Origin of the sequence: Pedobacter sp. KBS0701, assembly GCF_005938645.2 — a bacterium.
Lineage (GTDB): Bacteria > Bacteroidota > Bacteroidia > Sphingobacteriales > Sphingobacteriaceae > Pedobacter.
In genome coordinates this window covers 4,682,340-4,697,452 of sequence record NZ_CP042171.1, presented here as the reverse complement: position 1 = coordinate 4,697,452, position 15,113 = coordinate 4,682,340, and the positions used below count along the sequence as shown (strand labels likewise).

Here is a 15,113-nt window from a genome sequence, read left to right as displayed (position 1 = left end):
TTTTGTTTTTTAATTCATTCCTATGAATTTTAAGTCTTCTTTATCAAACATGAATTTTACGATGTTTAGCGAAAGATCATTAAATAATGATAGGAAGTTTGAAAATTGTTCATTATTTGGATGAAGGTTTATATAATCATTTTCATCTTTTACTAGAGTAAAATGGTGTTGAAAGATGTCCTTCGCTTTTGATTTAATTTCATTATGAGTGTCCGAGCTAATTACAGTTCCTTGGTGTGCGATTACATTTCTTAATATCGAAATTAACTCAAATAAATTTTCCCAATTTGTATTTAAGTCAATTCTCACAGGGATGTCTAAAAATGAAGAAATTGTCGTTGACTTTGCCTTTAAGAATTGAATAATATGGCGATTGTTTTTAGTGTCTAAATTTGCCCCAATTTCTTTTAAATATGTTTTGATTTCATTATTGACATCATCGACTACCTTTTTACTTCCGATCAAATCTTTATCGGAGCTAAAATATTTTATATGAATAGCTTGCAAAATGAATATCTCAAGAGCGTTATATGTTTTTAAAATTACAAGATTTGATATCCATGAAAAGAAATCACTCTTATACTTTTCTAATTCATTTGATCCAATTGAGCGAATTGCTTCGTGTGATTTTAAGGATCCCTGATTATTTATTGGGCTAAGATTGTAAACAAAAAAACCTGCTGTAAATAATTCTGCGGATTGAGCATTCCCTTTTTTATATTCATTTATAGATAGTTCCATAAAAGATTTCCAAAAGCTTAAATCCACTCCAGTTGCAAAAACAATATTTTTGTATATCTCAAATGCTTTTAATATTTCATTTTCGTTATTTTTATAATTTTCCATTTCATTCTTAATTAATCCCCCGGCAGGCAACATTCACCTGACCGAGAGGTTTCTAAATTTAGTTTATTTTACGAAGATCTGTTTCAATTGATCTACAATTTGTCCACTGCCAGATAAACTGATGTTATTGATTTTCTCCGCGATTTTCTCTACGTATTCCATCTCTTTCAACTTATATAACATGTTGTTGTCTTCCATTAATTTGGCGGTATTCAACAAACTTCTGGTCGAGGCCGTTTCTTCTCTTCGGGTAATGATATTAGCTTGTGCCCTTTTTTCGGCAACTAAAACCTGGTTCATAATCTCCTTAACATCACCTGGTAAAACAATGTCTTTAACACCACAGTTGGTCAATTTTACACCCAGGTTATCAACCTTATCAAAGGTGATGGCCATTACCATTTCAGCAATTTTTTCTTTGCTTTCCATCAATTCATCAAAAGTCATTAAGCCAATACATTCTCTTAATGCCAATTGCATGGTGATGTACAATTGTTTTTCAAATTCTTTGTTTTCCAATAAGGCTTTGATGATGTCATCAACTTTATATTGAATGCTGAAGTTTACCCTCAATTGTGCTTTATCTTTGGTTAAGATTTCTTGTCCGATAATCTCCATATTCAATTGTCTCATATCGGTTTTCAAAACTTGAATGGTGGTACTGTTTTTCCAGTAAACATAGTTTCCGGCTTCCATTACCCTTTCAAATTTACCATCAATAAATAACAAGGCCTTTTCGAAAGATTCTACCTTATAGGCCCTGATGTAATTTAATAATGGTGCTTTCTCCAACAGGTTTTTATCAATTGTTTCGTCAATATTAATGTTACTGATGTCTACCTTAACAAAATCATATGTTGACAAACCTTTCCAGATGGCATGTCTGCCAGCAGTTAAAACAGATTTGAAGTTTTTATTTTGATAAACCAAGGCCAATTCGTTGTCGGCAACGCTTACCAGGTGAATCAAATTCACGAAATCTGCATTTTCCAGCAAAATATCCAATTCGGCAACCGGGTAATAGTACTCTTTAGCCATATCATATAATGTCATACTTTCGCCAAAACCTAACCAGTAAGTTCCTGCTGTTAAAACGTTTTTTAATTTTCCTCTTTTAAACACCAATCCAACATAATTGGTGTTAATGGTTACTCTTTTCATGTTTTATGGTTTTAGCCCTACCTAAATCCTTTCCTAAAAGGGAGGACTTAAATAAGTATGGTTGATTATTTATTCTTTTAAAAGCGTTGCACAAGAACATTTACCTGTTTTTTGCGGAATTAAAAGTTTATCAAGCTTTGTTCAAAAATGAAAGGAGGCTTGTCTTACCGGTTTTATACTCCCTTGGAGCATTTTTCCTTCTCGATTTAACCCCGTTTGATTTTTAAATCTCTTCTTGTTGCACTGATTCTCACTGAGCAAATGCAGATTTGCTTTTTGGATTTCGAAAAATCCTAAAGCCAAATGCTGTTGCGCAACGCTTATTCTGGTGGGCGGTTTGAAAAGTTGCCCTTCTTTTTAGATGGAACCCTAATCCATTGCATTACCATTTTGCTATTCCAAGTGACGGTTGGAAGCAGGATTCGAACCTGCATTTTGGTGTTGTTACTCTAACCCCTGAGCTATTCCGATTGCTCGGAAGTGGGATTCGAACCCACGACACACAACGTGTTCAGACAATCTATCATAATTCTTATCAGCATATTCTACGCAAATTGCCCGAATACTTTGGGGCTATTCTGAAACCCACAACAATGGATAAGTTTTATTTAGTATTGCCATTCCGATTATTCATCGGAATTTCTTTATATATATTGATTTACTCAAACTGTTTAATTGCTGCCATTAACCCTGTTCCGCATATCCGGAACAGGGGCTTCATATTTTGCTGTTCTAATTGATCAGCATGGCGGAGAGCGCGTATTATTGAAACAGTTTAATTGTATTGTAAATCAGTTATTTATTATTGATCTTTTTCAAAGAACTTCATTATCGACTGGCGACAAGACAAAGATGCCACTACCACTGCGCGCTAGATTTGCGCAGATAAAAATATTTTTAAAATTTTTATTTAAGTGTCTGACAATTAGGTGAATAAATTTTATTTTTCTTTTGAAATGTTTCTTTTTATGATAATCTGCGCAATTGTATTGCGTAGATGTAAAACCCTTTCTTATATTTAGCTTAACAAAATCAACGGATTTTTAGCAGAAATCTAAATACACTCCAAAATGGCAGTAAATAAATTAGCACTGATCAGGTATAAAACCATCGACGATTGTTTGAAAAACCGTTTCCGAAAATGGACATTGGAAGATCTTATCGAAAAGGTATCAGCAACCCTTTACGAACTGGAGGGGATTACCACTGGTGTAAGTAAGCGGACCATCCAGGCGGATATTCAACTGATGCGAAGCGATAAGTTAGGCTACAATGCGCCGATTGTAGTGAAGGATAAACGCTTCTATGCATACGAAGATGCTAGTTTTAGTATTACTAAAGCGCCGATCAATAATGCTGATGTAGATAAAATGAAAGAAATTGTTGGTGTACTGAAACAATTTAATGCCTTTAATTATTTCGACGAAATGAGCGATATGATTGCCCGTTTGGAAAATAACCTCTACAAATCAACCAAACAAAGCGGTAATAACATCCAGTTGGAAAGTAATAAGTTGGTAAAAGGATTGGAATGTATTCCACCCCTATACCAGGCGGTTTTAAATAAGCGTTCGTTATTGATTGAATATAAATCGTTCAAGGCGCAACAATCGCAACAGGGGATTTATTTTCCGTATCTATTAAAAGAGTACAGAAACAGATGGTTTTTGATCTGTAAAGCAAAAAAAAGATCAGGAATTTTAAACTTAGCTTTAGATCGAATCATAGAATTTCAGGAACTGCCCAACGAAGAATTCATTGCTTACCAGGGGGTAGATTTCGACCGCTATTACGATGATTTAATCGGGGTAACCAAAAATGAAAGCGACCGGGCTCAAAAGGTCATTCTGGAATTTACCAATGACCATGCGCCTTATGTAGTTACCAAACCTTTACATTCTTCGCAAGTGGTGTTAAGTAAAAACGACAAAACAACAACGTTTAGGATTGATGTGGTTTTGAACTATGAACTGGAGCGTGAAATTCTAGGCTTTGGTGAGTGTGTTAAGGTGCTTTCCCCAAGATTGTTGATTTCGAAAATTAAAAGAAGATTGGCGCAAACTTATAAGCAATATGAAATAGAAAAAATGCAGACGCTTAAATAATTAGCTCCTAAGCCTGGCCAATTGACGCATTACTAATGAATCATATTAACCTTTATTTCATGTTCAAACAAACTGAAATTCTTTACCGAGCGCAGTGAGTATGAAACAGGATAAGAAATGGCTGTATTATTAAAGATTTCAAATTCTTTTGTTACAGCTTTTATTTCGTCTAAAGTATTAGCAATCCTGATAAAAGACTTTTCGCTTCCTCCCCTAGCATAAAAAGTAACTTTTGCTGTGCTTAAAGATTGAATTTGTGCGGATGTTAACTCCTGTTTTAAAAGCACGGCTTTTAGTGCAGTTTTTAATAAGGCATAATCGGTATCAGCTTCTGCTAAAATTAAAGTATTATTGCCATACATAACACTATTGATATAGTATGCACTATTAGTGGTGTTTATCTTCTCTACATCCGCTATTGATAATAATTCGCTTTTAGTAGGTAGGTTCATGTCGAGCGAAAACTTAACATTATTAGAGAAAAAATATACAGCATGTTTTTTGGTGATTCTTGTAGATGTTTTAATTCCAATTTTTTCAAATATTGACTTTACATCATCATTGTTCGATAAATAATATTTTAGCACGTTGTAATCCTTAAATTCATCTTCTGAATAAGCCGAACTTTCATTATTATTTTTAGTCTGTAATTTTTTGGTATAAGCGGTAATTTTTTCGAAAGATGGAATATCATTAAAGATTTTATTGCCCTCACCAACAAGAGAAGTTGAAGCGGTAATGGGCAATGGGGTATACTTATCTTTTAAAGAAACCAATTTAAGATCATTCCCATTCTCTGTAATGGTAAAGATTGCTCCTGGAAAAACTTGTGTTACGTTACCATCATCAACAATAAAGGAATCGAATTTCCAGGTTAGCAACTCTGTTTTATCTATTTCGGTAGGGATAACAGACTCAGGAACTGGTAACGGACCATTGTTTTTTTTACAGGAAACGGCAAATAAAAGGGCAAAAATAACCAGAGAATGGTTTAGAATGTTTTTCATTAGATAGTATAAATAGTGTATTTAGAATGTGCAAGTTACAATATTTATGCCAAAAAACTAATTTTTTAGTTATACTTAAGTGTTATTTATCATAATAATAAAGCGCATAAAAAACCTCGCAGGTCTTTAAGACCTGCGAGGTTTAATTTCATTTATAAATCCCCTTTAGGATTTTGGGGTTAACTCTTAAACTCACTCGTTTTATGGAATTCGATATCAGGATAATCCTGTTTTGTTAAATTAATCATATACTCACTATCGGCCAGATAAACCGGATTGGCTTCTTTATCAAAACCAATGTGCTGTTGTTTACGTTTCACAAATTCATCCAGTTTCTTTCTGTCAGTAGAAGTTACCCAGCTCGAACGGGTATAACTCAAGGTACGAAAACGACATTTTGCACCATACTCATGCTCTAACCTGAAATTGATTACTTCAAACTGAAGTTCACCAACTGCACCGATTACTTTCCTGTTTCCGGGTTGCATCACAAATAACTGTGCAACTCCTTCATCGGTTAGCTGTTCAATACCCTTTTCCAATTGTTTGGTACGCATAGGGTCCATGTTTTCTACTTCTTTAAAGATAGATGGAGAGAAGCTAGGGATGCCTTTGAACTGCAGTTTTTCACCTTCGGTTAAGGTATCACCAATTTTAAAGTTGCCGCTATCGTATAAGCCCACCACGTCGCCTGGCCAGGCTTCTTCAACAATACTTTTTTCGTTAGCCATAAAGTCCATCGGGTTAGAGAATTTTAGTTTCTTATCCTGACGGGTATGATAATAAAATTTATTGCGTTCAAATTTACCTGAACAAATCCTTAAAAAGGCAATCCTGTCCCGGTGTTTGGGATCTAAGTTGGCGTGGATTTTAAATACGAAACCGCTGAAATTTTTCTCCTCTACCAGTACATCACGCTCTTCCGCTTCTCTATGGCGCGGACTTGGAGCAATATCGATGAATGTATCTAAAAGTTCTTTTATCCCGAAGTTATTGATCGCACTGCCAAAGAACACTGGTGCAACCAAGCCATCGGTATATAAATCCTTATCTATCTTACCGTAGATACCGTCAACCAATTCAACATCATCTTTCAACGTATTGATTTCGTTTTCTTTAAGGTAATTTAATAAAGAAGGGTCATTTAAATCACTTGCCGCCACCACCGAATCGGTTACTTTGGTTTTATCCGAATTAAATAAATTTAAATGTTTGTTATAAATGCTGTAAACACCTTTAAAGGTATGCCCCTGGCCTATAGGCCATGAAAGTGGACAAAGACTGATGTTTAACTTTTCTTCAATTTCATCCAGTAAATCGTAAGCCTCTTTACCTTCACGGTCCATTTTGTTGATGAAAATAATTACCGGCGTGTTACGCATACGGCAAACCGACATCAGTTTTTCCGTTTGTTCCTCCACACCCTTCACGCAGTCTACCACCAAAATCACACTATCCACAGCCGATAAAGTCCTGTAAGTATCTTCTGCGAAATCCTTGTGACCAGGAGTATCCAGAATATTGATACGTTTACCACTGTATTCGAAACCCATTACCGAAGTAGCCACCGAGATACCACGTTGTTTTTCGATCTCCATAAAATCGGAGGTATTACTTTGGTTCGCTTTGTTCCGCTTTACTGCACCTGCGGTATTGATGGCGCCACCAAAAAGCAGAAACTTTTCTGTCAGCGTGGTTTTACCTGCATCGGGGTGACTAATAATGGCAAAGGTTTTACGTTTTTCTATTTCGGGGTTAAGCATAATAAAATTTTGGGTGTAAAAGATGATGAAACCTGGTTAAAGGAATTTAACAGCGATAAGATTTGAATATTGTTGTTTCATCAGGACGCAAAGATAAGAAAAAGCTTTATCATTAATTGTTAGGTTGTTGTATTGTTTTATTGTTGAGGTGAATAGATTTAGAAAATGATTTGGAAAAGTAAGGACAGTGCTTCTTTTGTTATTGCAGTCCTGCCATACACTATAGCTCCGATAGAAAACCTGTGAAACAAGCAAGCACACCAAAATATAACATAAACCGGTGCTTAAATCGGAGGCTGTCGTTTCTGTCAGGTTTAGGTTGCTTCTGCAGTAATTCTATTGAGGTTTTTTATTCCGCTAATCAAGAAATTATTGATTAAATAAAAGTGGTGACCAAAAATATCCACTTAAAATTAAAATTTCTCATCAATCATTCTTTAGTTTTGTGCTAAAATGTTTAGCTTTATTCGTCCCTCCGTTTATTGCTAACTAAAATTTTACTGCCGATGCCTACTTTGGAAGAAACTTCTATGCCCGCAGAAATTGCGGCTAAATTTGTTAATTATACCTCAAAACATGTTTTTTTGACCGGAAAAGCCGGAACAGGTAAAACAACTTTTTTGCGGAAACTGATCCAGCTTACGCATAAAAAGGCTTTAATTGTGGCGCCTACGGGTATTGCAGCCATTAATGCCGCAGGAGTAACCATTCACTCCTTATTTCAAATGCCCTTTGGCGCTTTTTTTCCTGATGCTGCAGGAGCGCTGGTCAACGAAAATATTAATTTCAACTTTAATACACCCAAAACTTTAGTAAAACACTTAAACATGCAGGGCAATAAACGCCGCATGTTGCAGGAACTGGAACTGTTGGTAATTGACGAGGTGAGTATGTTGAGGGCAGATATGCTCGATGCTATAGATTTCGCTTTGCGGTATGTACGCCGTAACAGAAACCTTCCATTCGGTGGAGTACAGTTATTATTTATCGGCGACCTACACCAGTTACCTCCAGTGGTAAAAAATGACGAGTGGCGCATTATGGCTAAATTTTATAAGAGCATTTATTTCTTCGATGCGCTGGCCCTGCAGGATAATCCACCGGTTTATATCGAACTGGATAAAATTTATCGTCAGGATGATGCTGTTTTTATCGATCTGCTGAACAACCTGCGGAACAATAAAATTACCGTTGAAGATACTGCCTTGCTAAAGCAACATTTCAAACAGGATTTTAAACCTGCTGCCGATGAAAATTATATCACTTTAACCACCCATAATCATAAAGCTGATAGCATTAACCGCGAAAGGTTGACCCAACTGAAAACAAAATCATATTTCTTCGAAGCAAAAGTTCAGGGAGAGTTTAATGAATATGCTTATCCAAATGATAAAAGTTTAGAGCTAAAGGTTGGTGCGCAGGTAATGTTTATTAAAAATGATATGACCGCCGAAAAGCGCTATTACAATGGTAAAATTGGCGTGGTACACCATATCGAAAAAGATGTAATTGAAATTGAACTACCGGAAGATAAAGTGGTAATCCAGATTTCGCCCTACACCTGGGAGAACGTAAAATATAAACTGGATGAAGTAACCAACGAGATCAAAGAAAATGTTGCCGGTTCATTTATACAATATCCCATTAAACTGGCATGGGCCATCACCGTCCATAAAAGTCAGGGTTTAACTTTTGATAAGGCTATTATTGATGTAGGTGATGCTTTTGCACCTGGTCAGGCTTATGTGGCCTTATCGCGTTTACGCTCATTAAAGGGTTTAGTTTTAACTTCTCATCTTCGCGATAGTGGTTTGCAGCAGGATCAGAATGTGCATTATTTCTCTAAAACAAAACAACCTTCGGAAGTGCTGAACGAGCAGATCAGTATAGAGAGTTATGCTTTTATCCGCAGTTATTTGCTTGCCGCATTTGATTTGAACCTAATCCGCTATTACTTAAAAGAACACCGCCAAACATTTGATAAAAGTGAAAAATCGGCCAAGCAAAGGCACGAAGACTGGACAGATACTATTTATACCGACTTTCAAAAAATTACAGCCACAGCCGATACGTTTGTTAATCAGCTCAAAAACCTGTTCGCACAGCAAACTGAGCATACATTATTTAATGTATCGAAAAGGGTAGAGGCGGCCTTAAAATATTTTAATCCGCTGGTTAAGGAGATCTCAGACCGTTTTCTAGCTCAAATAGAAGTGATAAAAGAAGAAAAGCAGATTAAAACTTATGTTACAGAGCTACTCGAACTCGAAATTTTAGTGTATGAGCAATTGAAAAAAATGCATAAAAGTAAAGCATTGTTGCAAGCACTTATCGCTGGGAAGGAGTTTAGCAAAGCAGATACCGATGCGCTGTTGAATACGGTCGAAAGAAACCATCAACTCCAAAAAGCGATCCAGTTAAAAGGAGAAACACTGAAAGTAAAATCTGCAGCCGAGAAAAAGAAAAAAGAACCAAAAATCGACACCAAACTGGTAAGCTTCGAGCTGTATGAGCAAGGGAAAACCATCGACGAAATTGCAAAAGATCGTGGTTTTTCTGCCGGTACCATTGAGGGACATTTGGCCTATTATGTTTCTACACAACAATTGGATGTAACCAAACTGGTAAAGGCCAACAAGATCAAAAATATTGCTGATGCAGTAGAAAGCCAGAAAACAAAATCAATGGCAACGATAAGAGAGTTTTTAGGAAAGGATTATTCATTTGGGGAGATTAAACTCGTGCTGGCATCATTGTTTCCATCAGAGGAATAGATCGAAATCTAACCGCAAAGATTGCTAAGGACAAAAACGCAAAGGGCGCAAAAGCAAATTCAAAGATATGGATGAGAATGAATTATCAAGAATTGTAATCGGATTGTCAATAGAAGTTCATAGTGCTTTAGGTCTTGGTCTGTTGGAAAGCGCCTATAAAGAATGTCTGTATTATAAAATTCTCAAGGCAGGGTTATTTGTTGAAAAAGAAAAGATAATGCCTTTAATTTTCGAAGAGGTAAAACTAGACTGTGGATATCGAATTGATATTTTGGTTGAGCGCAAATTGGTTTTAGAATTGAAAAGTATAGAAGCTTTTAATGAGATTCATTTGGCACAAACATTAACTTATATGAAGTTAGGTAATTACAAATTAGGTCTTTTGATGAATTTTAACGTAATTAGGTTAAAGGATGGATTAAAACGTGTAGTGAATGGCTTATAACTTTTCTTTGTTTCTTTGCGGAAAACTTTGCGAACTTTGCGGTTAAATGGAAAAGGTTAAAGTTTTAGCGCAGTATATGCCAGAACCAGCGGCACCGCTAATTGCCAAGTGGATTGATTATTTTCAGTGCGAATTTAAAATCTCTAAAACCCGTTCTACAAAACTGGGCGATTACCGTCACCCTTATCAGGGCAAAGGCCACAGGATTTCAGTAAATTTCAACCTCAACCATTATGCTTTTTTGGTTACTACGGTACACGAATTTGCGCATTTACTCACGTGGAACGATTTTAAAAATAAAGTAAAACCACATGGCTCAGAGTGGAAAAAGAATTTCCAAAGGATGATGGTTCCTTTTTTTGAGCTGAATATCTTTCCATATGATATTCATAAAGCAATTGATAATTATATGTCTAATCCGGCGGCATCAAGCTGCTCTGATCTGCATTTATCGCGTGCATTAAAAAAGTACGATAGTAATAAAACAGAAACTTTACATTTAGAGCAATTACCCATCAATACCACTTTTAAAATTAAAGATGGCCGGCGTTTCACAAAAGGAGAAAGGATCAGAAAGCGGTACCGTTGTATTTGTTTAGATGATAAACGGTTGTATTTATTTAATCCTTTGGCAGAGGTTTTTGTGGTAGAATAAGATTATCAAAAATTAAACTAATTGATTAACTTTAAGTTATGGAAAAGATTTTTGACCGTATTTATATTGATGCAAATATTTGTGGTGGTAAGCCCATCATAAGAGGTAAAAGAATTACTGTGCAAACCATAATGGAATTTTTAGCAGCAGGGGAGACTTCAGAAGAAATTTTAAAGCAGTATCCATCTTTAGAAGCGGCAGATATTACTGCCTGCATGCTTTATGCAACTGAATTAATGAACCATAGTTTTGTAATTAAGCAAGCTGTGGCTTAATGCAAAAGGTTTTTCTCATTGATGTAAATTTACCAAGATTCTTTTCGTTGTGGAATTCTGACGAGTATATTCATCAATATGAATTAGGTGATGAATGGTCTGATAGCGAAATCTGGAAATATGCTGAGTCGGAAAATTTGACAATCATTACTAAAGATAGTGATTTCTCCTCCCGTATTTTGCTTCATAACCCTCCACCAAAAGTTATACATATTAAGCTCGGAAACATGAAAATGAATCAATTCTATGATGTTCTTAAAAATCTATGGCCTCAAGTGATTGAACTTAATAAAGATTTTAAATTGATTAGTGTCTTCGCTGATCGGATTGAAGGCGTAAAATAAGCTATATAAACTTAAACTCATCGCCATCAAATAAACCTTTGTCACTGAGCTTTAAATGTGGAATCACCAATAAAGCCATAAAAGAAAGTGTCATAAATGGAGCAAGTAAAGTAGAACCTAAACCTTTCGCAAATTGATCTATAGAAGTATAACTTTCCGCAACTTTATAACCATTCTGGTTACTCATTAAGCCTGCTACCGGTAAAGCTATAACTTCTTTTTTTCCTTTTCCCAGCGCCACTACACCACCAGTTGCTGCAATTACCCAATTTACCGCTTCACAGATACTCTTGTCGTCTACACCAACAGCAATAATATTATGACTATCGTGAGCAACGCTTGAAGCAATGGCTCCTTTTTTTAAACCAAAATTCTTTACAAAAGATACAGCCACAGGAGCATCATGGTAACGGTTTACCACCACCATCTTCAATACATCGTTTTCCAGATCGCTGATAATGCTATTATTTAAAACTTTTGGTTTAGCGGTTAACCTATTGGTAATCAATTGTCCATCTAAAGCTTCTATTACAGGGATTTCTTCTTGTCCTGTGAAGGGATAAACAAAATCTTCTTCCTTTTTCAAACTGCAATCGAAATGATTTACCGATTCCTGATCTTCTACATGTTTTACCCAATCTCCAACTGTTTTGCCATTTTCGGCAAGCAACAATCCATCAATATAGGTTTGTTTAATTTTGAAGTTTTTTAGATCCTCGATTACAATAAAATCTGCCGGATCGTTATGTTGTAATGTTCCAACATCTAATTTGTAGTGAAGAATAGGATTGATGCAGGCTGCCTGAAGAATATTGAAAATATCAATTCCCTTTTCTACTGCTCTTGCACAAAGCTGATTGATGTGGTTTTCGACTAAACTATCGGGATGTTTATCATCACTGCAAAACATCATCATTTCCGGCCAATCGTTCAGCAAATGGATCAGCGCCTCAAAATTTTTGGCTGCACTTCCTTCACGGATCAGGATTTTCATGCCGCGCTGTAATTTGTCTAAAGCTTCTTCGGCAGTAAAACATTCGTGATCAGTAGAAATTCCGGCATCTATATATTGCTGGACGTCATCGCCTCGTAAACCAGGAGCATGCCCATCAACAGGTTTACCCAAGTGGTGTGCCGCAGCAATCTTTTTTAAAACTTCTTCATCTTTATAAAGTACACCAGGGAAATTCATCATTTCGCTCAGATATTTTATTTCCGGACGCTCTAATAATGCTTTTACATCATCATGATTCAGTTCTGCGCCTGCGGTTTCAAAAATGGTAGCAGGAACACAGCTTGGTGCACCGAAGTTGAATTTAAAAGGCACAGTATTGCCATTTTCAATCATAAATTCTACACCTTCCATCCCACAAACGTTGGCAATTTCGTGTGGATCGCTAATCGTAGAAACCGTTCCATGAACAACTGCCAATCGTGCAAATTCACTTGGAATTAACATACTACTTTCGATGTGCACATGGCTATCGATAAAGCCTGGAGAAATAAAATGAGTGCCTTCCCGCTGATCGGAAATTTTGGAAATTGATTTTATTTTTCCATCCTCAACGGCTACTTCGCCAAAGAAAATATTTCGCTTTGTGATGTTAATGATATTTCCTTCGACTTTGAAATTGCTCATTTTTCTGTTTTTTGATGTCGTCACCCTGAATTTATTTCAGGATCTTTAATGCTGCTGAAATAAATCCGATAGCTATCGGATCAGTATGACGATAGTGTACTAAACCACTCTTAATATTTTAATAACTTATCAATCGTTTCCGCTAATCTTGCTTTAGCCAGAAAATCTTCTTCTAATATTTTATTCATTGGAATGGCGGTATCTAAACTTGCACAACGCATTACCGGTGCATCCAGATAAGCGAAACAATGTTCCCCAATCCAGGCTGATATTTCTGCTCCAAAGCCATTTGTCAAGGTATCTTCGTGCAAAATTAAAATCTTTCCGGTTTCTTTAACAGCCTGTTGTACGGCTTCTTTATCCCATGGCTGAAGTGTGCGCAGATCAATTAATGTAGCGCCGCTTTCAGGATATTGATTCAGGTACTCTAATGCCCAATGTACACCCAGTCCGTAAGTAATGATTGCAAACTTGCCTCCTTCGGCAAGCCTGACTGCTTTGCCGATTTCTGTGGTGTAATAGCCATCCGGAACAGGAGCTGTTAAACTTCGGTAGAGGTATTTATGCTCAAAATATAATACAGGATTTGGATCTTCGATCGCAGCTAACAATAATCCTTTAGCATCTTCAGGGAAAGCCGGATAAACAATTTTAAGTCCGGGAGTTTTGGTAAACCAGGCTTCATTACTTTGCGAATGGAATGGCCCGGCACCCGTACCTGCACCTGTAGGCATACGCACCACTACATCAGCCTTTTCGCCCCAACGGTAATGCGTTTTGGCCAGGTTGTTTACAATCTGATTAAAGCCTACCGTCACAAAATCTGCAAATTGCATCTCTACCACAGCTTTATAACCATTTATAGATAGGCCCAGGCCTGCACCCACAATGGCCGATTCGCAAATAGGCGTATTACGCACTCTGCCTTTGCCATATTTAGCGGTAAAGCCATCTGTAATTTTAAAAGCCCCGCCATAATCGGCAATATCCTGCCCCATTAAAACCAGGTTAGGATACTTTTGCATGGCTAAATCGAGTGCATCGCTAATGGCATCTAAATATCGTTTTTCGGTTGAAGATTCATTGGCCTGAGTAACCTGTTGCGTATAAGGGAAATACATGTCTGCTTCTTCCTGATCGGCATTAGCAATGGGCTCATCTTCGTTAAAAGCTTCTTCAATTTCCAGTTCAATATCTCTTTTGATCTGGATTTTGACATCGATAACCGTATCAGAGGTTAAAATACCCTGCTCAATTAAATAGGTTTCGTAATTACTTAGCGGATCTTTCTTTTCCCACTCATCAAAAAGTTCTTGCGGAACATATTTAGTGCCTGATGCTTCTTCATGTCCACGCATCCGGAAAGTAAGGCATTCCACTAAAACTGGTCTTGGATCCTTCCGGATTTCCATAGCCAGCTGGTTGATGGTATTATAAACCTCCAGAATATTGTTTCCGTCTATCTGAATACCTTCTACGCCATAACCGATGGCTTTATCCACCAGGTTTTTACATCTAAACTGTTCTGATTTTGGAGTGGAAAGGCCATATCCGTTATTCTCAATGAGAAAAATAACCGGAAGGCCCCAAACGGCTGCAACATTTACCGCTTCATGGAAATCGCCCTCGCTGGTTGCGCCTTCACCGGTGTAAACTAAGGTAGCATGTTGCTTTTTGGCCAAAACATTGGCCAATGCAATGCCATCTGCTAAAGCCATTTGCGGTCCGAGGTGGGAGATCATCCCGATGATTTTATAATCTTGTGTGCCGAAATGGAAGGAGCGGTCGCGACCTTTAGTAAAGCCGGTAATCTTGCCCTGCCATTGGGCCATTAATTTTTTTAAGGGAATATCGCGTGAGGTAAAAACACCCAAATTACGGTGCATGGGCAAAATATATTCATCGTTTTGCATGGCTAAGGTGCTGCCAACTGCAATGGCTTCCTGTCCAATACCCGAAAACCATTTGCCAATTCGGCCCTGACGCAAAAGTTTAAGCATCTTGTCTTCAACCATCCGGGGGTAAAGCAATCTTTTGTATAAATTCAATAAGAATTTGTCGTCTTTATCTCCTCGATTGAAATGCATAATAGGCTTTTG

Annotated in this window: 12 protein-coding genes and 1 tRNA gene; 6 read left to right on the top strand and 7 right to left on the bottom strand. The window is 36.9% G+C overall.

Features of this window, described 5'->3' with window-relative positions; all coding sequences use genetic code 11:
- Window positions 1-9 precede the first annotated feature (9 nt).
- The 3 genes from FFJ24_RS18915 to FFJ24_RS26170 all read right to left on the bottom strand — a co-directional run bounded on the left by FFJ24_RS18915 (window position 10) and on the right by FFJ24_RS26170 (window position 2,479).
- Window positions 10-846 carry a hypothetical protein gene (locus FFJ24_RS18915; RefSeq protein ID WP_138818741.1) on the bottom strand — a complete coding sequence of 279 codons (837 nt, stop codon included), beginning with the start codon at window positions 844-846 and terminating at the stop codon, window positions 10-12.
- 63 nt (window positions 847-909) lie between these two features.
- A complete protein-coding gene (locus FFJ24_RS18910) occupies window positions 910-2,007 on the bottom strand; it encodes a slipin family protein (protein ID WP_138818740.1) in 1,098 nt (365 codons plus the stop codon).
- Window positions 2,008-2,417: 410 nt separating this feature from the next.
- Window positions 2,418-2,479 (bottom strand) — tRNA-OTHER (locus FFJ24_RS26170).
- A gap of 598 nt (window positions 2,480-3,077) precedes the next feature.
- Between FFJ24_RS26170 and FFJ24_RS18905 the strand changes: the two genes are divergently transcribed.
- Window positions 3,078-4,112, top strand: a complete 1,035-nt coding sequence (locus FFJ24_RS18905; protein WP_138818739.1) for a YafY family protein — start codon at window positions 3,078-3,080, stop codon at window positions 4,110-4,112.
- A gap of 32 nt (window positions 4,113-4,144) precedes the next feature.
- Here FFJ24_RS18905 and FFJ24_RS18900 read toward each other — a convergent pair whose 3' ends face one another.
- Both FFJ24_RS18900 and FFJ24_RS18895 read right to left on the bottom strand, forming a co-directional pair.
- Entirely contained in the window at window positions 4,145-5,119 is a 975-nt protein-coding gene (locus FFJ24_RS18900; RefSeq protein ID WP_138818738.1) for a thiol-activated cytolysin family protein, read from the bottom strand.
- Between the two features lie 179 nt (window positions 5,120-5,298).
- Window positions 5,299-6,882 (bottom strand): peptide chain release factor 3, encoded by a 1,584-nt coding sequence (locus tag FFJ24_RS18895; protein WP_056094020.1) that lies wholly within the window; start codon window positions 6,880-6,882, stop codon window positions 5,299-5,301.
- Window positions 6,883-7,388: 506 nt separating this feature from the next.
- Between FFJ24_RS18895 and FFJ24_RS26690 the strand changes: the two genes are divergently transcribed.
- The 5 genes from FFJ24_RS26690 to FFJ24_RS18870 all read left to right on the top strand — a co-directional run bounded on the left by FFJ24_RS26690 (window position 7,389) and on the right by FFJ24_RS18870 (window position 11,375).
- Complete coding sequence (locus FFJ24_RS26690; protein ID WP_138818737.1) at window positions 7,389-9,656, top strand: helix-turn-helix domain-containing protein; 2,268 nt, start codon at window positions 7,389-7,391, stop codon at window positions 9,654-9,656.
- Between the two features lie 67 nt (window positions 9,657-9,723).
- Window positions 9,724-10,101, top strand: a complete 378-nt coding sequence (locus FFJ24_RS18885; RefSeq protein WP_138818736.1) for a GxxExxY protein — start codon at window positions 9,724-9,726, stop codon at window positions 10,099-10,101.
- A gap of 46 nt (window positions 10,102-10,147) precedes the next feature.
- A complete protein-coding gene (locus FFJ24_RS18880; RefSeq protein WP_138818735.1) occupies window positions 10,148-10,756 on the top strand; it encodes a SprT-like domain-containing protein in 609 nt (202 codons plus the stop codon).
- 38 nt (window positions 10,757-10,794) lie between these two features.
- Window positions 10,795-11,031, top strand: coding sequence for a DUF433 domain-containing protein (locus FFJ24_RS18875; protein ID WP_138818734.1), 237 nt, complete (start codon window positions 10,795-10,797; stop codon window positions 11,029-11,031).
- Window positions 11,031-11,375, top strand: a complete 345-nt coding sequence (locus FFJ24_RS18870) for a DUF5615 family PIN-like protein (protein ID WP_138818733.1) — start codon at window positions 11,031-11,033, stop codon at window positions 11,373-11,375. The genes FFJ24_RS18875 and FFJ24_RS18870 overlap by 1 nt, the downstream gene beginning before the upstream one ends.
- 1 nt (window position 11,376) lies before the next feature.
- Here the strand turns inward: FFJ24_RS18870 and ade are convergent, their stop codons facing one another.
- Both ade and FFJ24_RS18860 read right to left on the bottom strand, forming a co-directional pair.
- Window positions 11,377-13,014 (bottom strand): adenine deaminase, encoded by a 1,638-nt coding sequence (ade, locus tag FFJ24_RS18865; protein WP_138818732.1) that lies wholly within the window; start codon window positions 13,012-13,014, stop codon window positions 11,377-11,379.
- A gap of 110 nt (window positions 13,015-13,124) precedes the next feature.
- Window positions 13,125-15,101, bottom strand: coding sequence for a thiamine pyrophosphate-dependent enzyme (locus tag FFJ24_RS18860; RefSeq protein ID WP_138818731.1), 1,977 nt, complete (start codon window positions 15,099-15,101; stop codon window positions 13,125-13,127).
- Window positions 15,102-15,113 lie beyond the last annotated feature (12 nt).